This is a genomic window from Pseudomonas hefeiensis (assembly GCF_030687835.1).
GTDB classification, from domain to species: domain Bacteria; phylum Pseudomonadota; class Gammaproteobacteria; order Pseudomonadales; family Pseudomonadaceae; genus Aquipseudomonas; species Aquipseudomonas hefeiensis.
Genome location: NZ_CP117449.1, coordinates 3,088,246 through 3,114,474, shown reverse-complemented (window position 1 = coordinate 3,114,474; position 26,229 = coordinate 3,088,246). Strand labels below are relative to the sequence as shown.

Below are 26,229 nucleotides of genomic sequence, written 5' to 3'. Positions count from 1 at the left end.
TCAGTTCTCCTCGATATCGGTGGGCAGTGGACGCGGCAGATCATCGCCACTGGAACCGTCGAGCCAATCGACCTTGGACATTTTGCGCACCACGACGAACTCGTCGCGGTTGCAACCGACCGTGCCGTAATAGTTGAAGCCGTAGGCCTGTTGTGCGTAACCACCGATCATGTGAGTGGGCTTGAGCACCACGCGGGTCACCGAGTTGTGGTGGCCGCCACGGGTCTTGGTGGTTTCCGAGCCGGGCACGTTCACAATCCGTTCCTGGGCGTGATACATCATCACCATGCCCTCCTTGACCCGCTGGCTGACCACCGCACGGGCGGTCAGCGCACCGTTGACGTTGAAGCATTCAATCCAGTCGTTATCCTCAATACCGGCGCGCTTGGCGTCGACTTCCGAGAGCCAGACGATCGGCCCGCCTCGGCTCAAGGTGAGCATCAGCAAGTTGTCGCTGTAGGTGCTGTGGATGCCCCACTTCTGGTGCGGGGTGATCCAGTTCAGGACGATCTCGGTCTCGCCATTGCTGCGCTTGCCCTTCACGCCTTCGATGGTGCGGGTGTTGACCGGCGGCCGATAACTCATCAGTTGCTCGCCGAACGCCTGCATCCACGGGTGATCCTGGTAGAACTGCTGGCGGCCGGTGATGGTGCGCCATGGAATCGCTTCGTGAACGTTGGTGTAACCGGCGTTGTAGCTGACGTGATCGTCTTCCAGGCCAGACCAGGTCGGGCTGGAAATGATCTTGCGCGGCTGTGCCTGAATGTCGCGGAAGCGAATCGCCTCGTGGGCCTTGGACAGCGCCAGGTGGCTGTGATCGATGCCGGTGAATTTCGACAGGGCCGCCCAAGCCTTGACGGCCACCTGGCCGTTGGTTTCCGGGGCCAGGGACAGAATCACTTCGGCCGCGTCAATGGCGCTGTCGATCTTCGGCCGCCCCTGGCTGATACCGGCGTCGACCTCATGGTGATTGAGCTCACCGAGGAATTTCACTTCATCGTCGGTGTTCCAGTTGATGCCTTTGCCGCCGTTGCCGAGTTTCTCCAGCATCGGGCCCAGGGAGGTGAACTGCTTGTAGATGTTCGGGTAATCGCGTTCCACCACGTGCAGGTTCGGTGCGTTCTTGCCCGGTTGCGGCGCCACGCCAGCGCTTTTCCAATCGGTGCCGCCAAACGGCTGGGCCAGTTCGCCGACGCTGTCATGCATCAATGGCACGGTGACCAGGTCTTTCTCGACACCCAGGTGCCCGACCGACATGGCGGAGAACGCCTTGGCGATGCCCTTGTAGATTTCCCAGTCGGAACGCGATTCCCACGCTGGATCGATGGCAGCGGACAGCGGGTGGATGAACGGGTGCATGTCCGAGGTGTTCATGTCGTCTTTTTCGTACCAGGTTGCGGTCGGCAAGACGATGTCGGAATACACGCAGGTCGAGGACATGCGGAAGTCCAGGGTAGTCACCAGGTCCAGTTTGCCGATGGCACCGTTGTCGACCCATTCAGCCTCGGTAGGCTTGGATTCGCCACCAAAGCCGATGTCTTCGTTCATCACGCCATTCTTGGTGCCCAGCAGGTACTTGAGCATGTACTCGTGGCCTTTGCCCGAGGAGCCCAACAGGTTGGAGCGCCAAATGAACATGTTGCGCGGGAAGTTTTCCGGGCTGTCAGGTTGTTCGCAGGCAAACCGCAGACTGCCGTCTTGCCAGGACTTGACCACGTAGTCTTTCGGGTCCATGCCGGCGGCAGCGGCATCGCGGCAAATGTTCAGCGGGTTGGTGTTCAGTTGCGGCGCGCTGGGCAACCAGCCGGCGCGTTCGGCGCGGATGTTGTAGTCCAGGGCGTGCTCGGGAAACTGCGATTTGTCCGCCAGGGGCGACAGCACGTCGTGCATGCTCATCTTCTCGTGGCGCCATTGCGAACTGTGGCCATAGAAGAAGCTGGTGCCGTTCATCTGCCGTGGTGGACGGTTCCAGTCCAGGCCGAAGGCCAGGGGCAACCAGCCACATTGCGGACGGAGTTTCTCCTGGCCGACATAGTGGGCCCAGCCGCCGCCGGTCTGGCCGACACAACCACACAGCATGAGCATATTGATCAGCCCACGGTAGTTCATGTCCATGTGGTACCAGTGGTTCATCGCCGCGCCGACGATGATCATCGAACGGCCACGGGTCTTGTCGGCGTTGTCGGCGAATTCGCGGGCGATCTGGATCGCCTTCTCGCGGCTTACGCCCGTGATCTGCTCCTGCCAGGCCGGGGTGCCAGGCACCGAGGCGTCGTTGTAGTCCTTGGCGACGTTAGCGCCGCCCAGACCACGGTCGATGGCCAGGTTGGCCGCCGACAGGTCAAACACCGTGGCGACCTTGACCACGCTGCCGTCGGCCAGCACCACGTTGTGTACCGGCACCCGACGGTACTGCACCGCATCACCGGCCACGTGCTGGAAGTACTCCTGGGCTTCACCGGCAAAATACGGGAAGGCCACTTCAGCCACGTCATCGCCAATCAGGCTGAGCTTGAGGTCGATCTCACGGCCCTCGCCGCCTTCACGGGCAAGAATGTTCCATTTGCCCTCTTCGCCCCAGCGATAGCCGATGGAACCTTGGGGGGAAACCAGTTCACCGCTGGCATCCAGGGCGATGGTTTTCCACTCAGGGTTGTTTTCCTGGCCGAGGTTGTTGGTCAGGTCACTGGCGCGCAGGAAGCGATCAGGCTGGTAGCCGGCCCCCGGTGCCACGCCGAGCATCGGCTTGAGCATCACCAGCACCGGCAGGTCGGTGTAGCGCTTGGCGTACTCGGTGAAGTAGGCGCTGGGCTTGTCCAGGTGAAATTCTTTGAAGATCACATGGTTGAACGCCTGGGCCAGTGCCGCGTCGGTGCCCTGCTTGGGGTTGAGCCACAGGTCGGTGAGCTTGGCGACTTCCGAATAGTCCGGGGTGATCGCCACGGTCTTGGTGCCCTTGTAGCGCACCTCGGTGAAAAAGTGCGCGTCGGGGGTACGGGTCTGCGGGACGTTGGAGCCCCAGGCAATGATGTAGTTGGAGTTGTACCAGTCGGCCGATTCCGGCACGTCGGTTTGCTCGCCCCAGACCATCGGCGAGGCTGGCGGCAGGTCGCAGTACCAGTCGTAGAAACTCAGGCACACGCCACCGATCAGCGACAGGTAACGCGAACCGGCGGCGTAGCTGACCATCGACATCGCCGGGATCGGCGAGAAGCCAACCACCCGGTCCGGGCCGTATTGCTTGACGGTGTAGACGTTGGCGGCGGCAATGATCTCGTTGACTTCTTCCCAGTTGGAACGGATGAAACCGCCCATGCCGCGCTTGCTTTTATACGAGTCGGCCTTGGCCTTGTCCTCGACGATGCTGGCCCACGCCTCGACCGGCGCCAGGGTCTGCCGGGCTTCGCGCCACAGCTTGAGCAAGGGCTTGCGGATCTTCGGGTACTTGAGCCGGTTGGCACTGTAGATGTACCAACTGTAGCTGGCGCCCCGAGGGCAGCCGCGCGGCTCGTGGTTAGGCAGGTCGTTACGGGTACGCGGATAGTCGGTCTGCTGGGTTTCCCAGGTAATCAGGCCGTTCTTGACGTAGATTTTCCACGAGCACGAACCGGTGCAGTTCACCCCGTGGGTAGAACGCACGATCTTGTCGTACTGCCAGCGGGAGCGGTAAACGTTCTCCCAGTCGCGGGACTCCTTGCGGGTCTCGCCATGACCATCGGAAAACTCGCCTTGCTTGCGGTTGAAAAACCGCAGTTGATCCAGTAAATGACTCACAGTGTGTTCCTCTCAGGCTTGCTCCGCGGGGTCTGCGCCCCGCCCACGCAGGTTTAGGTTCGGCTTAGCACGGTGTCGCGGCGCCCTTGCGGGCATACCACCACCAGGTCACCACGATGCAGCTCAGGTAGAAGCCGACGAACATGTAGAAGGCCATCTCCGGGCCGCCGGTCAGGGCCATCGAAGTGCCGAATGATTTGGGGATGAAGAACGCGCCGAAGGCGCCCATGGCCGAGCTGAAACCCAGCACCGCGGCCGACTCCTTGCCAGCGTTCTTGAGCGCTTGTTCGCGCAGCTCGGGCTTTTGGCCGCGGCTGGCTTTTTCATGCAGGGTGCGGAAGATCACCGGGATCATGCGGAAGGTCGAACCGTTGCCCACGCCAGTGGTGATGAACAGCAACATGAACATCCCCAGGAAGCCGTAGAAGTTGCCGCCCTGGCCGCCTTGGGGCAGGAAATGAAGGACCCCGAACACCATCGCGATCATCAGTACGAAGTTCCACAACGTGACCTTCGCACCACCGAGCTTGTCCGCCAGCCAGCCACCCAGTGGCCGCACCAGAGCACCGACCAGCGGGCCGAGGAAAGCGAACTTCAGGGCGATCACTTCCGGAAACGAGGTTTTGATCAGCAGTGGAAACGCAGCGGAGAAGCCAATGAACGAGCCGAAGGTCGCCAGGTACAACCAGCACATCAGCCAGTTGTGCTTGCGCTTGAAAATCACTGCCTGCTCGCTGAACGAAGCACGAGCGCTGGACAGGTCGTTCATGCCGAACCAGGCAATCACGGTCACGGCGAGGATGAACGGCACCCAGATGAAACCGGCGTTCTGCAGCCACAGCGAGCTGCCGTCAGCCAGTACCTGCGGTTGGCCGCCCATGAAGCCGAACACGCCGAAGGAAATCACCAGCGGCACGCTGAACTGCATCACCGACACGCCCAGGTTGCCCAGCCCGGCGTTCAGGCCCAGGGCCGTGCCCTGTTGGGCCTTGGGGTAAAAGAAGCTGATGTTGGACATGCTCGAAGCGAAGTTGCCGCCACCAAAGCCACAGAGCAGCGCGATCAGCACGAACACACTGTAAGGCGTGGCCGGATCCTGCACGGCAAAACCCATCCACAGCGCCGGCAACAGCAGCGACGCAGTGCTCAGGGCCGTCCAGCGACGACCGCCGAAGATCGGCACCATGAACGAATAGAAGATGCGCAAGGTCGCGCCGGACAGCCCCGGCAACGCCGCCAGCCAGAACAGCTGGTCGGTGCTGAAGCTGAAGCCGATGGCGTTCAGGCGCACGATCACCGTGCTCCAGACCATCCACACGGCGAAGGCCAACAGCAGCGCCGGAATCGAAATCCACAAATTGCGCCGGGCAGTCTGTTTGCCACTCTTGCCCCAGAAAGCAGGGTCTTCCGGACGCCAGTCATGAATGACCGGGCCCTTTTCAGGCGTTTGTAGAACGGACATGTTCTTCTCCTTGGGCAATGCTGGAAAACGGGGACTGGAGGGCCGGCGGCTGTTTACCCAGCAGCGGGCGCTTGCGAACTTCGGTGAGGTACATCCAGATGAGGGAGACCCAGACCACGCCGTACATCAACATGAAGCAGGACGAGCGCACGCCGGTGAGGTCCACCAGGGCGCCGAACATGATCGGCAGCACGAACCCGCCCAGGCCGCCGGCCAGTCCGACGATGCCGGACACCGCGCCCATGTTTTTCGGGTAGTCGTTGGCGATGTACTTGAAGACCGAGGCCTTGCCGAACGCGAAGGCGATGCCCATCACGAACAGCAGCACGGTGAACAGCGTGGCGTTGAGGCCGATGTGAAAATCCACGGTACCGTTGACGGTCTGCACTTGCAGTTGGGTCTGTGGATACGAGAGCAGGAACAGGCAGATCCAGCTGACCCACAACACCCACCAGGTCACGCTCTGAGCGCCCCAGCGGTCGGACATCCAGCCACCGACCGCTCGCAGTACGCCACCGGGCAGCGAGAAGCACGCCGCCAACAGCGCCGCGCTTTGCAGGCTGAAGCCGTATTCCTGCACGTAGTACTTGGTCATCCACAGGGCCAGGGCCACATAGCCGCCGAACACGATCGAGTAGTACTGGCAGTAGCGCCACACCGCCGGTTCTTTCAGGGCTTTCAATTGCTCGCGCAAAGTGGCGCCGCCAGCGCCGCTGTGTTCTTTTTTCTCGGTGGTGAGGAACCAGAACAGCAGCGCGGTGATGAACAGGATGGCGCTGAACACCTTCGGCACCAGGTGCCAGGAACCGAAGGCGATCAACGCCGGAGCGAGGAATTTGGTCAACGCGGCGCCAGCGTTACCCGCGCCGAACACACCCATGGCAAAGCCCTGGTTCTGTTTATCGAACCACTTGGCGACATAAGCGATGCCCACCGAGAACGATCCGCCGGCCAGCCCGACGAACAGGCCCAGCACCAGAAACTGCCAGAACTCGGTGGCCAGGGTGATCAGGTACAGCGGCAGCACACAGGAGAGCATCAGCAGGAAGAACACGATGCGCCCACCGAAGCGGTCGGTCAGCAGACCCAGAGGCAGGCGCACCAGGGAACCGGTCAGCACCGGCGTAGCGGCCAGCAGACCGAACTGGGTTTCGTTGAGCGCCAGCATTTCCTTGATCGGAACACCGAGCACGGCAAACATCATCCAGACCATGAAGCACACGGTGAAGGCCAGGGTGCTCATCCCCAGTACCAATCCTTGTTGCACTTGCGCTCGCATCTTGATGCACTCCCCGTCAGTTCGATGAGCGCAGCCTAGTGATGCCTACCCCGCCAAAACTTGACCTGGGTCAACGTGCGTCCCGGCGGTGCTGGCCTATGCTGGGGCCGTCTACCTCTTAGGGGGTAGAGCCTGAAGTTGATAAGAACCTTTATTTATCAAGGCTTTGAACACGTCGACCGACGCTTCTATCAAAATGAAGCGGCCGACAACTCTTTAGAGGTAGTACGCCCCGGATCGGCTGCTACCCTCCCCCCCACGCCAGGGCGCCCCCCCATGTTCGGTTTGCAGATTTTCTTCCAGGGCCCGTCTCGATGATGCGTTGGCTGCGCAGTTCCCTGCCCGCTCGCGCCGGGCTAGCGGTGATCCTGATCGCCATCCTCGCCCTGGCCAGCTCCTTGAGCGCCGGGCTCATTGCCTGGTTTAGCCAGGGCGATGCGGCCGCCATCAACACCGCCGGTTCCGTGCGCATGGAGACCTATCACCTGAGCTGGAAATTGGCAGCCGGGGCCAGCGACGATATCCCGGCAATCATCGACAGCCTGCAACAACGCCTCCAAAGCCCGTCCCTGCGCGCGGTGCTGGAAGACGGACCGGAGACCTCCCTGCATCTGAGCTATCAGAGCCTGGTGCAGCGTTGGAACCAGACCTTGCGTCCGGCCATCGAACGCGGCGATTCGGCATTCTTCCAGGCCAGCGCCGGTTCCTTCGTTACGCAACTGGACCAGTTCGTCACCCTGTTGCAACGCCAGAGTGAGCACAAGCAAGCCTGGCAACAGACGATCCAGGGCATGGCGCTGTTCAGCACCATGATCATCCTGTTGATCGGTCTGTATGAATTACAGTACGGCGTGGTCACGCCCTTGCAGGAGTTGGTGGACGCCACCCAACGCTTTCGCCGTGGCGAGTTCCAGGTGCGGGTCAACCATCATTCCGAGGATGAACTGGGCCAGTTGGCGACCAGCTTCAACACCATGGCCGAGACCATTGAGCAATCCCACCGCACCCTGGAGAATCAGGTCCGGCAAAAGACCCTGAACCTGCAACAGGCCAATGCCGCCCTGGAACTGCTGTATCAGAGCAGCCGCAGCCTGGCCACGCGACAGGCCAACGCCGAAGGGCTGGATGAACTGATCAGTCGGTTCCAGCAGCGGCTGCCGGGCCTGCGCCTGTCGCTGTGCCTGCAAGGTCAATTGCAGGCACCTGCCCGGCAACTGCTGTCGCTGCATGGCGCCAACAGCCGCGAGGTCTGCGCCAGCAGCGATTGCGCCACCTGCCAGAAACATCACAGCGCCCGGCCGCAGACGTTCAGCATCAGTAACCAGGGCACGGAACTGGGTGAGCTCAAGGCGCATTTCGTCGACGGTCATGCGGCGCAACCCTGGGAAACCGCACTGATCCAAGCCCTGGCGAACCTGATCGGCACCTCGCTGTCTCTCAAGCGCCAGCGCGAACAGGACCATCGCCTGCTGCTGCTCGATGAGCGCACGATCATTGCCCGCGAGCTGCATGACTCCCTGGCCCAGGCCCTGTCCTACATGAAGCTGCAAGTCAGCCGCATGCAAACGCTGATGCGACGCGGCGAGCCGGTGCAAACCCTGGAAACCGTCACCGCCGAACTGCGCGAAGGACTGAACAATGCCTACCGTCAGTTGCGTGAGCTGCTCACCACGTTCCGTTTGCAAATCCACGACGACGGGTTGGTCCAGGAACTCAAGGACACCGCTGAAGAGTTCTCCCGCCGGGGGGATTTCCGGGTGCATCTGTTCGTCGACACCCTGGCCTTCGAGCTGTCGGCCAGCGAGCAGATCCATATCCTGCAGATCACCCGCGAAGCGCTCTCCAACTGCCTGCGCCATGCCCACGCAGAGAACGCCTGGCTCGAACTGCGTCAGGAAGGCGAGACCGTGCGACTGTCGGTCGAAGACGATGGCCGGGGCTTCAGTGGCGAAGTGGACCAGCGCGAACATCACGGCCTGAACATCATGAACGAACGGGCCCGCAGCTTGCGCGGCGAACTGCAAATTCTCTCCCGAACGCCCCAGGGCACCCGTATCCAGGTGCATTTCCAACCGGAATTCCTGGGCCAACACAGCGAAGGTCTCGCATCATGAACGCCCCCCTGCGTCACACCCTCCTGCTGGTCGACGACCATCCCATGATGCGTCGAGGGATCCGCCAGATGCTCGAACTCGAAGACGACTTGCACATCGTCGGCGAAGCCAGCCACGGCGAAGAAGCCCTGACACTGATCGAACCGCTCAAACCTGACCTGGTGCTGCTGGACAACAACATGCCGCAAATGAACGGCATCGAAACCCTGCGCCGGCTGCGGGCCATGCATTACACCGGCAAGGTATTGCTGTTCACCGTATCCGACGCCGAGGACGACATCCGCGATGCCCTGCGCCTGGATGCCAACGGTTATCTGCTCAAGGACATGGAACCGGAGCTGCTGGTGCAGTACATCCGCGATGCCCTTAACGGCGCGCTGGTGATCAGCCCCGGCCTGACCCGCGTCATGGCCCAGGCTCTGCGCTCCCCTCCCCGTCAGGCCGACGTGGAACTGACCGAACGCGAACGCCAGGTGCTCAAGACCATCGCCGGCGGCTGCAGCAACAAAGTCATCGGCCACAAACTGGGCATCACCGAAGGCACGGTCAAGGTTCATGTGAAGAACCTGCTGCACAAACTGGGTTTGCGCTCACGGGTCGAAGCGGCCGTATGGGCCATGGAGCATCTGCGCGGCGCCGGCTAGCCGGCAAACCACACCTTCTGTGGGAGCAAAGCTTGCTCCCACAGGGTGTTCCAGGCAGATACAACGCCTGCGCATGACTCGGAAAAAACTGTGGGAGCAAAGCTTGCTCGCGATGACGGCAGCACATTCAACACCCCTGCAAGCTGACCCTCCGCTATCGCGAGCAAGCTTTGCTCCCACAGGGTGTTTCAGGCGAATACAGCGCCTGCGCATGACTCGAAAAACTGTGGGAGCAAGCTTGCTCGCGATGACGGCAGCACATTCAACACCCCTGCAAGCTGACTCTCCGCTATCGCGAGCAAGCTTTGCTCCCACAGGGTTTGTGTATTGAGCGGCAAGCCCATCCCTCTTCCGAGGTAAGCCTGCCGAGGCATAGGCCGGGAGCGCGTGGGGTTCTACCATGACGGCACGCGGAGGTACGCCATGCTGACTCATCCTTCCATCGTTTTACTGTTGCGTCGTCATCACTTGTTCAGCCAGTTGCCGGAACGGGTTTTTGAAGACGTGTGCAACCTGGCCGTGCTCAAACGCCTTGAGTGCAACAGCACGCTCATGCACCAGGGCGACCCGGCCAAGCGGTTTTTCCTGCTGGTCAGCGGTCAGATCAAACTGTTCCGGGTCACCGGTGAAGGCCAGGAGAACCTGGTGGAAATCATCCAGCCGGGGCAGACCTTCGCCGAGGCACTGCTGTTCAGCCAGGCCCGGTGCTACCCGGTCAGTGCGTCGGCGCTCAAGGACAGTGCGCTGGTGAGTATCGAAGGCACGCACTACCGCAAGGCCCTGGAGGACCAGCCGAAGGTCTGCCTGGCGATCCTGGCGAGCATGAGTATCCATTTGCACCAGCGCCTCAAGGACATCGACAATCTGACCCTGGCCAGCGCCAGCCGGCGGGTCATCAATTTCCTGCTTCAGGAGCGCGACCCGCGCGACGGTCAGGTAGTGCTGCAAGTTTCCAAACGCCTGGTGGCCTCCAAGTTGGGAATCCAGCCGGAGACTTTCTCGCGCATTCTCCATCGCCTGGTAGACGGTGGCCTGATTGCCATGGAGCGGCGCAACATTCGGATCCTAGCTGAGGAAGAGCTTACTGCTTACCAACAGTAGCCGAGCCGGTCTCGGATTTGATCATGATCAAGGCGTACTACAGCCGGCCTCGCACACTGGCAGTGTCTATCAGAGGAGAACCCTCATGTCCGATTCAAGCCTTCCCTTGGTCTACTCCTGCTCCGGTTGCTCGAATGTCGCGCAGCTGGCCAATACCCTGGCCCTGCGCCTGGATCGCAGCGGCCTGGCCGAAATGTCCTGCATCGTCGGGGTCGGCGGGCATGTGGCTGCGCTGGTCAATAAAGCGCGCTCGGGACGGAGAATCCTGGCGCTGGACGGCTGCCCGCTGCAATGCGTTGAAAGCTGCCTGAACCAGCACGACCTACACGCCGATGTGCATCTGATCGTCAGCCACCACGGTTTGCGCAAACGCAACGGCGAGGATTGCACCGAGGAGCAGAGTGACGAGTTGTTTGAGGAGATCAAGCGGCTAATTGAAAGCCAGATGATCGAAGCCACCGAGACGGCTTGAGAAGGCGAACAGGTCCTAGTGTCGAACACCAAAACCTGTGGCGAGGGAGCTTGCTCCCGCTGGACCGCGAAGCGGTCCTAAAACCTGTATCCGCGGTATGTCAGTTAGAATGCATTTGCCGGTTTTACGACTGCTTCGTCCGAACGCAGCTCGACCCAATTGCGGGGAAACCAGGCTCCCAAAAGGTAGCGCAAAAACGCCTTTATTGGTTCATACGCTTTGCCATTTCGGCCTGAACTGATCATTTCCAGTGTCGCGTTCCTTCAGAAAATTTTGCGGGAGCTTTCATGACTGCATACCGTTTCATAGTGTCCGAAGGAACTACCATTGTTAAAATTTTTACTCAGATTTTTCTAAATCAGTTCAACCAGCGCTACATAGCTAGTCTTGACTGAAACAGTGCATCAAGAACATAAAAATTCTCAGCAATTACTCACGGAAATTTCTTAGGATTAATCCTAAGAAGGCGATTTTTCCCAAGAATCTGTAAGTCTATTCCCACAAACACTGCGGCTAATACTTCAAGCAACTCGTCAGCACGTCGCGAGAATATAAAGTCGCAACATTTTGAAACTAGTATTTACTTGGCACTCTCTCCATCACCTGTAAACCTCATAGGTGTTGCGCAACAAATTTACTCAAACGCAATGCTACGGACAGGATAAATAAAATGGACTCTCTAGTTAATGATGCAGCTTTCGAGCTTGAACTGGACGCAGAAACCGCGGATAAGTTTTCCGCCATTCTGAATGATGAAAGTCTGATGCATGCCGGTTTTGTGGCACATCAGTCGAATAACGTATTGACGCTGGCTCTGGCTGAAGACGTTAAAAACGCAGCCTGAAAAAGCGGGAGGGAAGTAATTCTCTCCCGCTTTTTATGTCGAACATAATGCTTGCTTATACCTTTCATCAGTCAAAGGTGGCCAATTATGCAAAGGCTTAGTTCAAGCCTCCGTCGCCGCAGCGCCGAAGAAACATTAAAAATCATCGTCAACGATATAGCCCCACGCTTGGGCATTACCCGAGTAACCGACACAACCTGGCTGGACCGCATTGGAATTCCAGTATTTGCTAGTATACGTCCCGATGCATTGAAGGGATCGCTGTGTGTAAATGCTGGCAAAGGCCTCAGATCAGCAGAAGCCAAGATAGGCGCGTACATGGAAGCCATCGAGTTCAGCCTTGCGCAATACAACACGGCGCAACTGAATCTGTTAAGGACAACGCCGAGGCAACTCATTGAAAGCCATGAAGGACGAATAGCGTTCAATCAATTTTGCATGTTGTATGGTTTCTCTGCCGATGTTGATTCGCTCATCACGGCCATCGAAGTTGAAGATATATTGCGCAAGCGAAAGGTGCTTGCACCCGCCGAACTGGTCTTCATTCCCTACCCTGAAAACCCCGGACAACAACTCTTCGGGGAAAGCTCTAGTGGCTTGGCTTCAGGCAATGACTTGGTGGAAGCCTCAGTACACGCTGTTTGCGAACTCATGGAGCGCGATGTTCAAGCCTTTAATCACCTGCATGACCGCTCCTGCCTCGTCAATCTGGACTGCTACAGCGCAGAAACCGACTCCCTGATCAATAAAATCATTGCCGCGGGATTGAGCCTGTCGGTTCGTTACACCGAAAACTGTTTTGGCCTGGCCTACTTTCAGGCTTTTATCATGGAAGAATCTTCCCAGGCGCCCATCTCTGTGGCTACCGGTTCCGGGTTACATCCCATCAAGGAAATCGCCTTGATCCGGGCCATCTGTGAGGCGGCCCAAAGCCGTTTAAGCCACATCCACGGGGGCCGGGACGACATCATCCAGCGCGTCAAATACTTCGAGAAGAAGGGCCGTTCGGTCGAACTTCAGGCCATCTCACGCTTGCGTACCGTGGCCACTTCCCGGGACCAGATGATCGATTACTCCTCCATCGACTGCCAGGAAGCCGCGATCCCCACGATCGAATCGGCCTGGGAGTTGCTCATTGAGCGGTTGCAAAGTATCGGGCTCAGTACCGTGCTAAGGGTTGTGCTCAGTAAAGCGACGGACGACATCGCTGTGGTCAGAATCATTATTCCGGGGCTTGAAGCCTTTGAGCCCGGTTTGAAAAGGGTCGGTCCGAGGTTACTTACGTATGTCAGACAAAGCGCTTGAGGCATGCACGCTGTTTGCGGGCCCCTCCCTGCAAGGAATAGACAGCCAATTACTGTGCGGTGGTGGCCTGGTGTTACGCCCGCCCGTCAAGCGCGGCGATATCGAACACTTGGTGGCGCAATCGCCCCCTTCGAACCTCGCCATTGTCGATGGCGTGTTCCATGCTCACCCTGCCGTCGGCCATGCCGAGATACTCGACGCCTTGGGCGCGGGTTGGCGCATTTGGGGATTGTCATCCATGGGTGCCATTCGCGCCTGTGAAATGGATACGCTGGGAATGACAGGCTTTGGTGAAGTGTATCGACAATTCGCCAGCGATCCGGACATGTCCGACGACGAAGTGACCCTGATACATCAAGCACAAGAGCCCTTTCTTTCACTCAGCGAACCACTTATTCATATCAGGCGGTTTTTAGGACAGTGGACGACTGAACAGATCATTACGCCAGCACAAGAACAGCACATACTTCACTACCTGAAAAACATGTGGTACGGACATCGAACACTAAATTGTTTGAAAGAAGCCTTGCTGGCACTCCCTGTCGCGGCGAAACAAATAGACAGCGCCCTGACCAACTTTTCTGCCTACAGAATAAAGAGCCTGGACTTGATCGATTTTCTCAAACTGCAACCATGGACGAGGACGGTGAAACAGAATGTCACCATCAGAGATACTGTGTGAAATAAATGGTTTGCCCTTTGTGCACCCCGTGTTCAATAGCACAAAACTTTTAACGCTCGTCGCCATTGCACGTAAAAATATCGAGGGAGGCGAGTTACCTTTAACCACCTATTTACAACCAGCCTTTGCCACCACCCTGTATAATCGGCACATCGAAGGTGCGCCCGCGTTTCCACCCCATCAAGCACTCGGTAACGCCGAGCAGATCATGTTGGCCGAAGCGAAGAGCAACCTAAAAGCCTTGCTGCCGGAATGGACCAAATTATTAGACCTGCCGGTTAATATATATAAGTTGCTTACCCAACAAATCAGCCTGACCAATCCTGTGCTGCCGCAACAAATGTTTCTGGGCGAAGCCGCGTTTTCCAGCATGACGGACCTTGAAGAGTTACTGGTGCATGAACTGTCCCATATCTGGTCCAGTTTGATGGCTGAAATTTACGACTTCCAACTTAAGGACAGTTCGAACGACTACATACTGCCGTCAGGAACCGGAGGCAAGAATCCTAGGGGAGTCTTGCTGGCTTGCCTGTTTGCGGTCAGCGCCATGAACTACCACAGGCGGTTGCTGGCCAGCGGTTCCGTGCGAGCTCGTCCCGAACGACTCGACTACTTGCATCAGTACTTCCTCAAGAGTCTGGCTACTCTCCAGGCTTCGACCGAACTTTCCGAAATCGGAAAACTGATCACCTCCAGGCTGGATGCGTTTTCCAGCGACCTGACAACTGACACCGCTCAAGGATGACCTATGGCCGTCGTACACTTTCCCCGGCAGTTCATGTTCTACACCGAACAGCATAAAACATACGTCACTGAGGGCTTGTGCGTCAGCGATGTACTGAACAATCTGACCGCACGGTTTCCCGACCTGATTGGCCCGGTCTTCTCTGAGGACCTGTACCCGTTGCCGTTCGTGGGGTTGTTTGTCGACGGCATGCCCGTGACCAGTGAGCATGATCGCCGTTGTCCCATGGACAGTAATGCGCAATTGATTCTGATCAACGCAGTGGCAGGTGGCTGACATGCAATGCAACCTGAAGACGGACACCTCCCGTTACGCCCGCCAAATCATCCTCAGCGAGGTCGGCGCTCAGGGGCAACAGCGCCTCAGAGACAGCAAGGTGCTGGTGGTCGGCGCCGGGGGACTGGGCTGCCCGGTACTCTTGTACCTGGCAGGTGCTGGCGTCGGGACGATCGGCATCGTTGATAACGACATTGTCGACGTGAGCAATCTGCACCGACAAATTCTCTATGCGATTGCCGATGTAGGTGACCTGAAAGTATTGGCAGCCAAACGTCGCATCAATCAGTTGAACCCCGACATTGTCGTCCACACCGTAGCCACCACGCTGAACCCGGACAACGTCCTTTCGCTGCTGGCGGAATACGACATCATCGTCGACGCTACTGATAACTTCGACGCTAAATACCTCATCAGTGACGCCTGTATCGAGTGTGAGAAACCGATGGTCTATGCCTCGATCAGTCAATTCGAGGGGCAGGTGTCGGTATTTAATTATTACAATCGGCACACCCAACAACGGGGGCCGTGCTTCCGGGATCTGTTCGAAACACCTCCGCCACCGCACTTGACGAGAAACTGCTCGGAAGCGGGAGTTCTTGGCGTCATACCTGGCTTGCTCGGTTGCTTTCAGGCCAATGAAGTACTCAAGCTAATCCTCCGTGCCGGGGCCCCCTTGAGCGGACATTTGTTGTCTATCGACTGCCTGGACAACACTTTCCACCTGTTGAACATCAACAAAAAAACACGGGACCGCCCCCCTGCGAAAACGCTTGGTGCTACGACCACGCTTGCGTGGCGCGACAGCGACTGGCTGTCACCGGAGACACTGCATGACTGGATAGCGAAACAAGCGCCATTTCAATTGGTCGATGTGCGCGATATCGACGAGCATCAGCAAGGTTCGCTGGGCGGCAGTCTGATTCCGCTCAAAGACATCATCAAACGCCAGGAAGAACTCGATACCAACCGCCGTATCGTTTTCTATTGCAAATCCGGCGTCAGGAGCAAGGCGGCCCTGCTGGCAGTTCGCAGCTTCAGCCAGGAAGCAGAACTCTATAGCCTTGAGGGTGGAATCGAGCGATATCTGGCGATTTACCCTGATGACCGCCACCCCGCAGTTTCTTGAACGCCCCTGGTTGCGCGGTCACTCTATTCGGATCAAAGGTACGTCAATGAGCGCAAGTTTTTCAGGCATAACGTGGGGCCTTCCCGGCATCGACCGGCCTCTGCTGAAGCTGCAATTCAGCTTTTTACTGATGATTCTGGGTGGACGGTGCAATCAACTAGCGGTGGCCTGGTGGGCCTTGCAGGAAACAGGCTCTGCACTCTATTTCGCCAACATGATTGCCTGTTCCATCGCGGCGGAAGTGTTAGCCAAACCTCTGCTGGGGTGGCTGGGGGACAAGTACAACAAAATCCTTATCATCAAGCTGGGTTCATGGATCAGCCTGCTGACAGCGTTGTTGATGGTGGTGCTGTCCACCACGGGGTCGTTCAACCCCTGGACGGTGGGCGCGCTGATGATGATCAGCAGTGCGATCGTCGGCGTACGCGACCCTCTCCAGGCGTCGATCATTCCTTTGTTTGCAGACGACGATAAAGTCTCCCTGGCCTTTCGGACCAAAAGCGTGATGTCGTCCTTTTCCATTCTGCTGGGGCCGGTACTGGCCAGCGGGTTGATTTACGGGTTCGGTATCACGTTCGCCTTTGCCGTCGATTTTTTTGCGATTCTCATCGCCGGGGCGTTGATCGCGACCATCCCGAGCCCCATCGGTGCCACTGGCCAAGGCGAAAAAGCCCCGGGTGCCAACGGCTTCAGCATGATCTATTCCGGCTTCAAAGTGGTTTACGGAGTGAAAGTCGAATTTTACCTGGCCATCATTGCAATGCTGATCAACTTTGCCCTGTTTCCGTTCTTCACCATCCTGATCCCACTGTATGTAAAGAACGTCATCCAGTACCCGGTCACTTACATCGGTCTTCTGGATTCGTGCTTCGGGCTGGGCATTCTGGCGGGCAGTTACAAGATCATCGGCTGGTTATCCGACCGGGTCCCCCGTGACATGTGTGTGTCCGCAGGCTTTGCCTTGCTGGGGTGCAACCTAGTGGTGGTCGGGACCGTTTCATCGTCGTTCATCGTGCCCGCAGCCTTTTTCTGCGGTGGCGTCGGCCTGATGTTGATTAACATCCCCACCTCCGCTGTGAGGTTGCTGGCAACGCCAAAGCTCCATCGCAACCGGATTTTTGCCACGGTTTCATTTCTGTCTGCGGCGGCCAGCCCCTTGGGCAGTTTCGCGATGAACACCCTGATCGCCTATCTGGGGGTTGCACTGACAATTACGCTGCTGGGCGTCATGGTGCTGTTGTTGTCTCTGCTGGTCTTCCTGGTACCCGACTTCAAAACGTTCATGCGCTCCCAGGATACGCAGCTCACTGATGCCTATCTGGACAAATACCCCAAAGCGTTTGCGCACTGACGTGCCACGCCGTACCCCTGCCTCTTACAAACGGAGTTGCCTTTCAACATGCCGGACTTCAAGGATCGACCTGAACCTGCTCGACATGAACAGATCTTCTGCGGCCAGTATTATGACGACATGAGCTGTATCGGTTTTCTGGGGGATCCGTCCAAGGATCGAATCTCGGTTCTGATGCTGGGGCTTTCGGACGGTGTGGCGCTGGCGCCGATCGCAGCCAGCACCAGAGTGGCCAGTCTGTTGGCCGTTGATCTGGACGAGACCGCGCTCGTGCGCAGCCTCGACAACCGGAACCGACTTGCAGCGCATATCGACTTTGACAGCGTGGTCTCCGATGCCGCGCACTTCCTGGTCGTCACTCCCGACCGGTACGACGTCATTATTGTCGACCTCTACACCCAGAGCGCTTATGCCCCGATCGTGTTTGATCACGGATTCCACCAACTATTGAAGAGCCGCCTCAATCCCCTCGGTCACGTGGTGTTCAACGGTTTTGGCGTTCCCATGAACCTGGACCCGTTCAACGGCCCTACTCCCCAGGCTTGGCTCGCCCACTGCCTGAACGACAGCTGGGGCGACATTCATCACCTGCCCCATCGACGCAATGCGACGTTCATTATCGGCCCACCGCCATCAACCATACTGGGCACCGCACCTGCAGTGGAGTTTTTATGCGCCAGTGACCGGCTCTTTATGGACATCATGAGCCTTCGCCTGCGTTACCTGACACCCACGGTTATCCATCACGCGCCGCTTGTGCCCCCGGCGCTGGACTTCGTAGGGATTGATCTGGAGGTGCAAAAACGCTGGATGGACTCGTTACCGGCCTTGTCTGCGCTGCTTCCGGCCTCGCTGAAGCTGAGTAAGCCCAACGATCTTCGTGTGCTACTGGATGACCCGGACGCTTGCCAAGCACTGCTAGAGCGATTATTGACAGACAAATCGTCGCTGCGTACCACCCTGGCGTTGCTGATCGCAGGCGAAGTCAATTTCTCGGACCGCGATATGTCATGGCTGCCCGACTGGGTCGTCGCGACATTGGAGAACAGCGTCGATATCCACCCACGAGACTGGCTGGAGGGTTTATTCCCTTACGCCTATGCCGTCACTACCCATAGAACCCGGGGAGATGTGTCCAAAGTGGAAGGTTTTCGACGAGCGCTAGCCCGATTGTCAACAAGCGTTTCCCTTGGGCGTAGAGACTCAGACTTGATCTGACAGTTATCACAGCAACTCAACCTCTCAGACCGCCGCCAACCCCTTACCCGCCCGCTCCAGATTGCGCCAAAGCCACGGCGGCAATACCTCCGGATCAAGACTGTCGATCAAGTTCTTCAACGCCAACCCCAACTCAGTATCCCCCTCGATCACCAACCGACGACGAAAAAACAACGTATCCGGGTCTTCCTGCCGACTGGCCAGCAACAGAAACTCACGCCAGTTACCGCTGATGGTGACCTGGGCTTCGGCCCGTTCGGCGATGCGCAGTCCGTCCCGCGACAGCGTCAGATACCAGCACAACTTCAGGTCCGGCACCCGCAGGCACAGCCAGCGCCCGCGCAGCACCTCGAACCCGCCATCACGCAGCGGCTCGGCCAGGCAACGATTGAGCGCCTGCTGCAGCGCTAGACGCTGCACGACAAACGGCACCTTGCCTACCAACGGCAGCACCCGGTCAGCGCCTTTGAGCAACCATTTTTTTGGACTCAGCACAGGCCCGCCTCCTCAACTTTCAACATGCCGGCATGGCCGTGCCAATAGCCGTTGCAACCGTCCACAAACAGCGGTGGTGCCTCGCCCTGGCGAACCTTGTCGAAGGCCCGGACCACCTCGGCCATGCCCTGGGCGCGCGGGCTCAGGCGCAGCACGTTGGCGCCACTGGCCATCAGCGCGGGGTAATCGGCCAGCAGATTGGTCACCTCCCCCGACATTGTCTGAATGCCATTGAGGGTGAACAGCTGTTGCCCCTCCTGACTGCTCAACGCCAGTCCATCAGGATAGTTGATGCAACAGAACTGACAGTCGTCCTTGGGCCGGTTTTCGGCCCGGGCGGTAAAGCAGCGTGCCGAATACGCCAGGGGCAAGTGGCCGTAGGCAAAGATCTCCACCTCGGGCACCTCGCGGTCCAGTTCCCGCACCTGCTCCAGCACATCGCCGATCAGCGCCGCCGAGCATTCCACAGGCGGCACCCAGCGAATCATGCCGCTGTCGAGCAATTGACCCAGGGCGTGGCCGTTGTACAAGTTCAATGCCGGGCCGCCGACGAAGGGCAGCTTGCGTTCGGCGAGAAACTGCACCGCGCCCATATCATTGGCTTCCACCAACAACTGGCCGTTGTCACACAGGCGACGCAGCGACGACAGCTCCGAGGCCGCTTCGATCAACGTCAGGCTCGACAAGACAATTTGTGCCTGGCTGCACGCTTGCAGTTCGCGCCCCAGGCCCAGCCATTGATCCAGAGAAAATGCCCGACGTTTGGAACACACGGTTTCCCCCAGGTAAATCACATCCAGCGGCAAGGCCGACATCTCGGCGTAGAAATTCCCCAGTTGCGCTTTGTCCCAATAAAACAGGACCGGTCCCAGGCTGAGTTTCATCTGGCCTCCCTCATTGCCATGATCGATGGTAAGCGCCCAGGGTGGTCTGGCTGCCTTCCGACAAACCGGCCAACACCTGGCGCCATTCTTCCCGCACCCGGAATCGTTGCGGCGCAGCCCGGTGGGCATCCAGGGCGGCGCGCCAGACCCGGGTCACTTGTTCGACGTAGGCCGGGCTGCGCTGGCGACCTTCGATCTTCACTGCCTCAACGCCGATGGCCGTCAGCTCCGGCAGCAGGTCCAGGGTGTCGAGGCTGGTGGGTTCTTCCAGGGCATGGAAGCGCTTGCCGCCCACCAGAAAGCGGCCCTTGCACAGGGTCGGGTAACCGGCCGGTTCTTCAGGGGTGTAGCGGTCGATCAACACCTCGCTCAAGCGTGCGCTCAGGCCATCGGCGTCCTCGCTCCAGCGCACCGCCTTGGCCGGCGAACACACCCCGCACAGGTTCGGCGACTCACCGGTGATGTAGGAGGACAAGTGACAACGGCCCTCGGCCATGATGCACAGGCTGCCGAAACCGAAGACTTCGATCGGCACCGGGCTGGCCGCTGCTACTTGCCGCACCTGGGCCAGGGACAGCACCCGTGGCAGCACCGCACGCCGAATGCCGTAGCGCTCGGCGTAAAAAGCCAGTGCTGCCGCATGGGTCGCCGAACCTTGTACCGAAAGATGCAGGGCCAGTTGTGGGTGACGCTGACTGGCGTAGCCGAGCACGCCGGGGTCGGCGGCGATCAGGGCGTCGACGCCCAAATCGGCGGCGCGATCCACCGCTCGCTGCCAGCGTTCCCAGCCCTTGGGTTGCGGGTAGGTGTTGACCGCCACGTAGAGTTTGCGTTGGTGCTGGCGGATGTGCGCGACCGCCGCGTCGAACTGCTTGTCGTCCATGTTCAGCCCGGCGAAGTGCCGGGCGTTGGTGTCATCGCGAAAGCCGACATAGACGGCGTCGGCGCCTTGGCGCACCGCCGCTTTGAGGGCAGGCAGATTCCCTGCCGGGCAAACCAGTTGCATGGGGCATCCTCATGAGAAAACTCGGGCCGCCGCCAGTCTAGTCAGCTCATGGGCGGCGACCTTGACGACAATCAATTGCCGTCACTGCATCAGGCTGGCGAACGGCAAATACATCACCTTGTCGTGCATACGCACGTGCGCCTGGCACTCGACCACGGCCAGACCATCGGCCCAGCATGCGGCAGCCAACATGGCCGAACTTTGCTGGGGATGCAGTTCGACACACAGCGAACCATCGGCGCCCGGGGCCAGTTTCGCCCGCAGGTACTGCCGCCGCCGGTTGGGCTTTGGCCAGTCAAACCCGGCCGGCAACTGCAACGGGACGGGCAACACTTCGTCCACGCCTTGGGCCCGGAACAGGAACGGGCGCACGACAATCAACGCGGTAATCAGCGCCGCCGATGGGTTACCTGGCAGGCCGATCCAGGGTTTACCGGCCACTTCGCCAAAGGCCAGCGGTTTACCCGGCTGGATTGCCAGGCGCCACAGGTCGACGCTGCCCAGCGCTTCGATGGCTTGTTTGAGGTGATCCTCCTCGCCCACCGAAACGCCGCCGGAGGTCAGCAGCAAGTCACACTCGGCCGCCGCCAGCCCCAAGGCCTGGCGACTGGCAAGCAGTTTGTCTGGCATGGCGCCATAGTCATGCACGTCCATACCCCAGCCGCGCAGCAGTGCCGCGAGGCTATGGCGATTGCTGTTGTATATCTGCCCCGGCGCCAACGCTTCGCCCGGTTCGCGCAGTTCATCGCCGCTGCTGAGCAGGCCCACCTGCAAGGGCCGATAGACCTCCACCCGCGCAATCCCGGCACCGGCCAGCAACCCCAGCTCCTGGGCCCGCAAGCGCTTGCCGGCACGAAGCAAAAGGTCCCCTCGGCGCACCTCTTCGCCTTCCTTGCGCACATGGTCCCCGTCATTGACCGGTGGTAACCAGACCCGCTCACCTTCTACCCGACAGCTTTCCTGAGGCACCACGGTGTCTGCCCCCGGGGGCAGCGGCGCGCCAGTGAAAATCCGTACTGCCTGTCCAGGCTGCAGCGGTTTATTCGATGCCTGCCCGGCGGCAATGCGCCCGACCAGGGTCAGTGAGCCACCGACGGCTGGCAGGTCAGCGGCCCGCAGGGCGTAGCCGTCCATGGCGCTGTTGTCCCAGGGAGGCAAGTTCATGGGGCTGCGGATGTCTGTCGCCAGCACCCGGCCCAGAGCCTGGTCCAGCGCCACCTGTTGCACCGGAGGTGGCAGCGGAGCCTGATCCAGCAGGTAGTGGATGGCTTCATCCACCGGCATCAGCGCGCCGCTCTCACAGACGCTGCCACACGCGCCGCTGCTCATGAGCGCGTCCCACAAGGCTCAACGACAACGCCTGGCTGCGGCTTGAGATGGGGAGTGAAGTTGCACGGGCCGGTGCGGCTGTCCAACTGCCCTGCCAGGATCTGTTCCCAACCGGTGCGGCACGCCCCCGGCGAACCCGGCAGGCAGCACACCAGTACGCCGTTGCTCATGCCTGCCAATGCCCGTGATTGCAGGCTGGACATGCCGATCTCCGCCAGTGACACCTGCCGGAACAGCTCGCCGAAACCGTCCACCTGTTTATCCAGCAGTGGCAGCACTGCCTGCGGGGTGTTATCGCGGGCGGTGAAACCGGTGCCGCCGGTCATCAGCACCACTTGCACTTCAGGGGCGGCGATCCACTGCGAGACCTGGGCACGGATCTGGTAGATATCGTCCTTCACCAGCCCACGGTCGATCAGCACATGCCCGGCCGTTTGCAGCAGATCGGCGAGGGTCTGGCCGGAGGTATCGGTCTCGAAGCTACGGGTATCGCTGATGGTCAGCACCGCAATATTCAGCGGTTGAAAGTGGCGTTGCGTCAGATGGGCCATGGTCAGCCGTCCTTATAAAAAAGATGGCCCAGCCTGAACCGCAATCGGGGCTGGGCCTATTCCCCGATAGAGGTACCTCCCTCGGCGTTCACGGTGCCAGACGGCTACGCTGCCAGACGCCATCTTGCAGGCGATAGTCGAGGCGATCGTGCAGGCGGTCGGCGCGGCCTTGCCAGAACTCCAGTCGTTCGGGCCGCAGGCAATAGCCGCCCCAATGTTCTGGGCGCGGCACCGGTTGATTGATGAACCGTCGTTCGGTTTGCGCCAGCAAGGTCCCGAGAGTGGCCCGATCGTCCAGCACACGGCTTTGCGGCGAGGCCCAGGCACCAAGACGGCTGGCCAGGGGGCGGGAAATGAAATAGGCGTCCGAGAGCCCGGGGTCGAGTTTGTGGACCTGGCCTTCAACGCGCACTTGCCGTTCCAGCCCCGGCCAGAAAAAGGTCATGGCTGCCCACGGACTGATCGCCAGGTCCTGTCCCTTGCCGCTGTCGTAGTTGCCAAAAAATGTGAAACCTTCATCGCTGAACCCCTTGAGCAACAAGATCCGGCAATGCGGCCGGCCCTGCCCGTCCACGGTCGCCAGGGCCATGCTGTTGGCTTCCACCGGAGGGCTTTCGGTGTCGCGGGCTTGTTGCATCCATAGCTCGAACAGGACCATTGGGTCATCCGGTGCCTGGGCTTCATCCAACCCGTCCAGGGTGTACTGACGACGCATTTTGGCCAGGGAAAGGGGCATGACGGTGATCTCCACAATGGATTTGCTCCAGTGTGAGTTCTGCCGTGATGGCGGGCCTTGATCGTTGTCAATGGCGGTTCTTGTGTTGAATGTGTCGGCCTCTTCGCGAGCAAGCCCGCTCCCACAAGGGATCTGTGATTGTCTTCAGTTTTATGATCACCATAAATCGCTGTGGGAGCGGGCTTGCTCGCGAAGGCGGCAACCCGGTCTGACTGGGAGATAAAGAAGGCTGCCCTACTTGAGCCCCAACCGCCGTGCCAGTTTATGCAGGTTGCTCGGATCGACCTCCAGCAGCCGCGCTGCGCCGGCCCAGTTTTGTCCGCAGCGTTCCAGGGCGTTGAGGATCGCCTGGCGCTGACAAGTGTCGACAGCTTCATTCAACGGCTGGACCGGTGCATCGGCGACCGCCAGAGACTGTTCAAGCATCGCGTGGGCCGTGGATGTGTTGGCATTGACGTCCAGGTCCAGTACTTGCGGCTCCAGGGTCATGATCAGGCTGCGACTGGCCCCGCGGCTGAGTTGCTTCAAGGCTGCGCGACTGATCACGTGCTCCAGCTCCCGTACATTGCCCGGCCAGGAGTACGCCAGCAGCGCCTGTTCAGCGGCCGGCGACAGGCGTAAACCGCGCAAGCCCAGGCGCGTGCGGTTCAGTTCGAGGAAATGCCCGGCCAGCATCAGCACATCGTGACCGCGCTCGCGCAACGGCGGGATCGGCACCGGGTAGACGGAGAGCCGGTGATACAAGTCGGCGCGAAACAGCCCATCGCGAATGCTGTCCGGCAGGTGGCGGTTGGTGGCGGCGATGATCCGCACATCGACGTGCAGCGGCTTGTCTGCCCCCAGGCGCTGGATTTCGCCGTTCTGCAAAGTGCGCAGCAACTTGGCCTGCACGCTCAACGGCAATTCGCCCACCTCGTCGAGAAACAGCGTGCCGCCATTGGCCGCGTCGAAGCGCCCGGCGCGGTCGGTCGTAGCCCCGGAGAACGCCCCTTTGACGTGGCCAAACAGTTCGCTTTCGGCCAAGGACTCCGGTAATGCCGCGCAATTGACCTGCACCAGCGGCTTGTGGCTGCGCCGGGACAGGCGATGCAAACGACGCGCAAACAACTCCTTACCGACACCGGTTTCGCCCAGCAACAGTACCGGCAGTTCCGAGTCGGCCAGCACATCCAGCTCGTTGAGCAGTTGATCCAACACCTCGCTACGGCCGAGGATCTCGCCCTCCTCGGCCGGCAGCCGGACATCCGGCAGATCACTGCGCGAGGCCCGCAGACTGCGGTTTTCCTGCTCGAGCCGGGTCACCCGCACCGCCGCTTCAATCTGCAAGGTGCAGCGTTTGAGTTCCTCCCTTGCACGGCTGTCGAAGGTGCCGGCGTGCAAGGCATCCAGGGTGATCGCGCCCCAGAGCCGCCCCTCCACGTACAGGCTCACGCCCATGCAGTCATGCACCGGCAGCGGCTCGCCGACGTGGTTGTCGAGCAGGCCGTCATAAGGGTCGGGCAAGCGGCTGTCGGGCTCGAACCAGGTAGGTTCGCGCGACGCCATGATCGCCGCCAGCCGCGGATGCTGGGCGATCACGAACCGACGGCCGAGCGCCTCGTGCACCAGGCCTATGGTAGCGACGGGTCTGAGGCTGTCGTCGTCCAGACGCAACAATCCTACGGCGCCACAGCTGAAGTATTCACGCAGGGTCTGTACCAGGCGTTGGAATCGAACGGCATTGGGCAGCTCGACGATCAGGTCGGCGGCCAGGCTTTCACGCAGCATGGTAGTGATTACCCTCCAGGGTTCGTTTGACCCCTTGCAGCCAGGGTGAGAATCACCCTGGTAAATATCTAGTCGTTAATTTTCAAGCATTTAAATCTGGCACGTCGGCTGCAAAGTTCGCTTATCTGTCCCTGCCGGGATTCAACCCAAGGAAACATGATGAGCCTCGATCTGCTGGAACAAAGCCTCGGCCAACTGGCCTGCGACATTCCCGGTGCCACCCGTACCTTCCATCACTACAACCTCGACTTCTGTTGCGGCGGGCACAAATCCTTGCGCGAGGCAGCGCTGGGCAAAGGCCTGAACCCGCTGCTGATCGCCGATGCCCTGCGCACCTTGCAAGCCGCCGGGGAGCTGGGCCATGACTGGCGCGATGAACCCCAGGCGCTGTTGATCGCCCACATCCTGGAACGCTACCACGCCCGTCATCGCGAACAGCTGCCGGAATTGATCCGTCTGGCCCGCCGCGTCGAGAGGGTCCATGGCGCCCGGGCCAGTTGCCCCGTCGGCCTGGCCGATCACTTGCAGGACATGTATCAGGAACTCGAAGGCCACATGCTCAAGGAGGAGCAGGTGCTGTTCCCGATGCTGCAACAGGGCCTGGGTGAACGGGCCGCGGCGCCCATCCAGGTGCTGCGCTACGAACACGACCAGCACGGTGAGGCGCTGGAGACCATGCTCGCCCTGACCGACCAGATCACCCCGGCCTCCGATGCCTGCAACACCTGGCGCGCCCTGTATCGCGGGCTTGTGGAGCTTCGTGACGACCTGATGCAGCACATCCATCTGGAAAACAACGTGTTGTTCGTGAATGCGGTCAAGCCTGCCCGCTAGCCCTCCAACATCACTTCATCACCCCGCAGGGAGCTACCCCTGTGGGGGCCTATCCCTGTGGGAGCTACCCCTGTGGGAGCTACCCCTGTGGGAGCCTACCCCTGTGGGAGCAAAGCTTGCTCGCGATGGCGCAGTGTCAGTCGGTATCAATGTTGACTGATCAATTGCTATCGCGAGCAAGCTTTGCTCCCACAGGAGTTTGTTGCTCTCACAGGCATTTGTTGCTCCCAT

General features: G+C 59.7%; 23 protein-coding genes. 13 read left to right on the top strand and 10 right to left on the bottom strand.

The annotated features are described in order from the left end of the window. The 3 genes from PSH57_RS13725 to PSH57_RS13715 all read right to left on the bottom strand — a co-directional run bounded on the left by PSH57_RS13725 (position 1) and on the right by PSH57_RS13715 (position 6,515). Complete coding sequence (locus PSH57_RS13725; RefSeq protein WP_305416658.1) at positions 1 to 3,774, bottom strand: nitrate reductase subunit alpha; 3,774 nt, start codon at positions 3,772 to 3,774, stop codon at positions 1 to 3. 64 nt (positions 3,775 to 3,838) lie between these two features. Continuing rightward, positions 3,839 to 5,236: a NarK family nitrate/nitrite MFS transporter gene (locus tag PSH57_RS13720; RefSeq protein WP_305390110.1), complete on the bottom strand. Its 1,398-nt coding sequence runs from the start codon at positions 5,234 to 5,236 to the stop codon at positions 3,839 to 3,841. Further along, on the bottom strand, positions 5,214 to 6,515 hold the full coding sequence (locus tag PSH57_RS13715; protein ID WP_305390109.1) for an MFS transporter: 1,302 nt from the start codon (positions 6,513 to 6,515) through the stop codon (positions 5,214 to 5,216). The genes PSH57_RS13720 and PSH57_RS13715 overlap by 23 nt, the downstream gene beginning before the upstream one ends. A gap of 314 nt (positions 6,516 to 6,829) precedes the next feature. On the opposite strand from PSH57_RS13715, the gene PSH57_RS13710 reads away from it, so the two are divergent. From PSH57_RS13710 to PSH57_RS13655, 12 genes are all read left to right on the top strand, one after another. Beyond that, a complete protein-coding gene (locus PSH57_RS13710; RefSeq protein ID WP_305390108.1) occupies positions 6,830 to 8,629 on the top strand; it encodes a HAMP domain-containing protein in 1,800 nt (599 codons plus the stop codon). Then, entirely contained in the window at positions 8,626 to 9,273 is a 648-nt protein-coding gene (gene narL, locus PSH57_RS13705) for a two-component system response regulator NarL (RefSeq protein WP_092398418.1), read from the top strand. Before PSH57_RS13710 ends, narL begins: the two co-directional genes overlap by 4 nt. 423 nt (positions 9,274 to 9,696) lie before the next feature. Beyond that, on the top strand, positions 9,697 to 10,374 hold the full coding sequence (locus PSH57_RS13700; RefSeq protein ID WP_305390107.1) for a Crp/Fnr family transcriptional regulator: 678 nt from the start codon (positions 9,697 to 9,699) through the stop codon (positions 10,372 to 10,374). 85 nt (positions 10,375 to 10,459) lie between these two features. Continuing rightward, positions 10,460 to 10,846 (top strand): putative zinc-binding protein, encoded by a 387-nt coding sequence (locus PSH57_RS13695; protein ID WP_305390106.1) that lies wholly within the window; start codon positions 10,460 to 10,462, stop codon positions 10,844 to 10,846. A gap of 670 nt (positions 10,847 to 11,516) precedes the next feature. Continuing rightward, complete coding sequence (locus PSH57_RS13690) at positions 11,517 to 11,690, top strand: hypothetical protein (RefSeq protein WP_305390105.1); 174 nt, start codon at positions 11,517 to 11,519, stop codon at positions 11,688 to 11,690. Positions 11,691 to 11,777: 87 nt separating this feature from the next. Further along, complete coding sequence (locus tag PSH57_RS13685) at positions 11,778 to 12,995, top strand: YcaO-like family protein (RefSeq protein ID WP_305390103.1); 1,218 nt, start codon at positions 11,778 to 11,780, stop codon at positions 12,993 to 12,995. Beyond that, positions 12,976 to 13,677, top strand: a complete 702-nt coding sequence (locus PSH57_RS13680; RefSeq protein WP_305390102.1) for a TfuA-like protein — start codon at positions 12,976 to 12,978, stop codon at positions 13,675 to 13,677. Before PSH57_RS13685 ends, PSH57_RS13680 begins: the two co-directional genes overlap by 20 nt. Beyond that, on the top strand, positions 13,652 to 14,422 hold the full coding sequence (locus tag PSH57_RS13675; RefSeq protein WP_305390100.1) for a hypothetical protein: 771 nt from the start codon (positions 13,652 to 13,654) through the stop codon (positions 14,420 to 14,422). The genes PSH57_RS13680 and PSH57_RS13675 overlap by 26 nt, the downstream gene beginning before the upstream one ends. A gap of 3 nt (positions 14,423 to 14,425) precedes the next feature. Then, complete coding sequence (locus PSH57_RS13670) at positions 14,426 to 14,698, top strand: MoaD/ThiS family protein (RefSeq protein ID WP_305390098.1); 273 nt, start codon at positions 14,426 to 14,428, stop codon at positions 14,696 to 14,698. A 1-nt stretch (position 14,699) separates the two neighbouring features. After that, complete coding sequence (gene moeB / locus PSH57_RS13665) at positions 14,700 to 15,827, top strand: HesA/MoeB/ThiF family protein (RefSeq protein WP_305390096.1); 1,128 nt, start codon at positions 14,700 to 14,702, stop codon at positions 15,825 to 15,827. Beyond that, positions 15,802 to 17,178, top strand: a complete 1,377-nt coding sequence (locus tag PSH57_RS13660) for an MFS transporter (RefSeq protein WP_305390095.1) — start codon at positions 15,802 to 15,804, stop codon at positions 17,176 to 17,178. The genes moeB and PSH57_RS13660 overlap by 26 nt, the downstream gene beginning before the upstream one ends. A gap of 48 nt (positions 17,179 to 17,226) precedes the next feature. Then, positions 17,227 to 18,396: a spermidine synthase gene (locus tag PSH57_RS13655; RefSeq protein WP_305390094.1), complete on the top strand. Its 1,170-nt coding sequence runs from the start codon at positions 17,227 to 17,229 to the stop codon at positions 18,394 to 18,396. 24 nt (positions 18,397 to 18,420) lie between these two features. Here PSH57_RS13655 and ubiT read toward each other — a convergent pair whose 3' ends face one another. From ubiT to norR, 7 genes are all read right to left on the bottom strand, one after another. After that, on the bottom strand, positions 18,421 to 18,891 hold the full coding sequence (gene ubiT, locus PSH57_RS13650; RefSeq protein ID WP_305390092.1) for a ubiquinone anaerobic biosynthesis accessory factor UbiT: 471 nt from the start codon (positions 18,889 to 18,891) through the stop codon (positions 18,421 to 18,423). Further along, positions 18,885 to 19,775: a U32 family peptidase gene (locus PSH57_RS13645; protein WP_305390091.1), complete on the bottom strand. Its 891-nt coding sequence runs from the start codon at positions 19,773 to 19,775 to the stop codon at positions 18,885 to 18,887. Before PSH57_RS13645 ends, ubiT begins: the two co-directional genes overlap by 7 nt. A 10-nt stretch (positions 19,776 to 19,785) precedes the next feature. Then, positions 19,786 to 20,781 (bottom strand): ubiquinone anaerobic biosynthesis protein UbiU, encoded by a 996-nt coding sequence (gene ubiU / locus PSH57_RS13640; protein WP_256228333.1) that lies wholly within the window; start codon positions 20,779 to 20,781, stop codon positions 19,786 to 19,788. 81 nt (positions 20,782 to 20,862) lie between these two features. Beyond that, entirely contained in the window at positions 20,863 to 22,110 is a 1,248-nt protein-coding gene (locus PSH57_RS13635; protein WP_305390090.1) for a molybdopterin molybdotransferase MoeA, read from the bottom strand. Further along, complete coding sequence (gene moaB / locus PSH57_RS13630; protein WP_305390089.1) at positions 22,107 to 22,661, bottom strand: molybdenum cofactor biosynthesis protein B; 555 nt, start codon at positions 22,659 to 22,661, stop codon at positions 22,107 to 22,109. The genes PSH57_RS13635 and moaB overlap by 4 nt, the downstream gene beginning before the upstream one ends. Positions 22,662 to 22,749: 88 nt before the next feature. Beyond that, complete coding sequence (gene pdxH / locus PSH57_RS13625) at positions 22,750 to 23,397, bottom strand: pyridoxamine 5'-phosphate oxidase (RefSeq protein WP_305390088.1); 648 nt, start codon at positions 23,395 to 23,397, stop codon at positions 22,750 to 22,752. Between the two features lie 234 nt (positions 23,398 to 23,631). Continuing rightward, entirely contained in the window at positions 23,632 to 25,164 is a 1,533-nt protein-coding gene (gene norR / locus PSH57_RS13620; protein WP_305390087.1) for a nitric oxide reductase transcriptional regulator NorR, read from the bottom strand. A 159-nt stretch (positions 25,165 to 25,323) separates the two neighbouring features. Between norR and ytfE the strand changes: the two genes are divergently transcribed. Then, complete coding sequence (ytfE, locus tag PSH57_RS13615; RefSeq protein ID WP_305444907.1) at positions 25,324 to 25,998, top strand: iron-sulfur cluster repair protein YtfE; 675 nt, start codon at positions 25,324 to 25,326, stop codon at positions 25,996 to 25,998. The last annotated feature ends 231 nt before the right edge of the window (positions 25,999 to 26,229 follow it).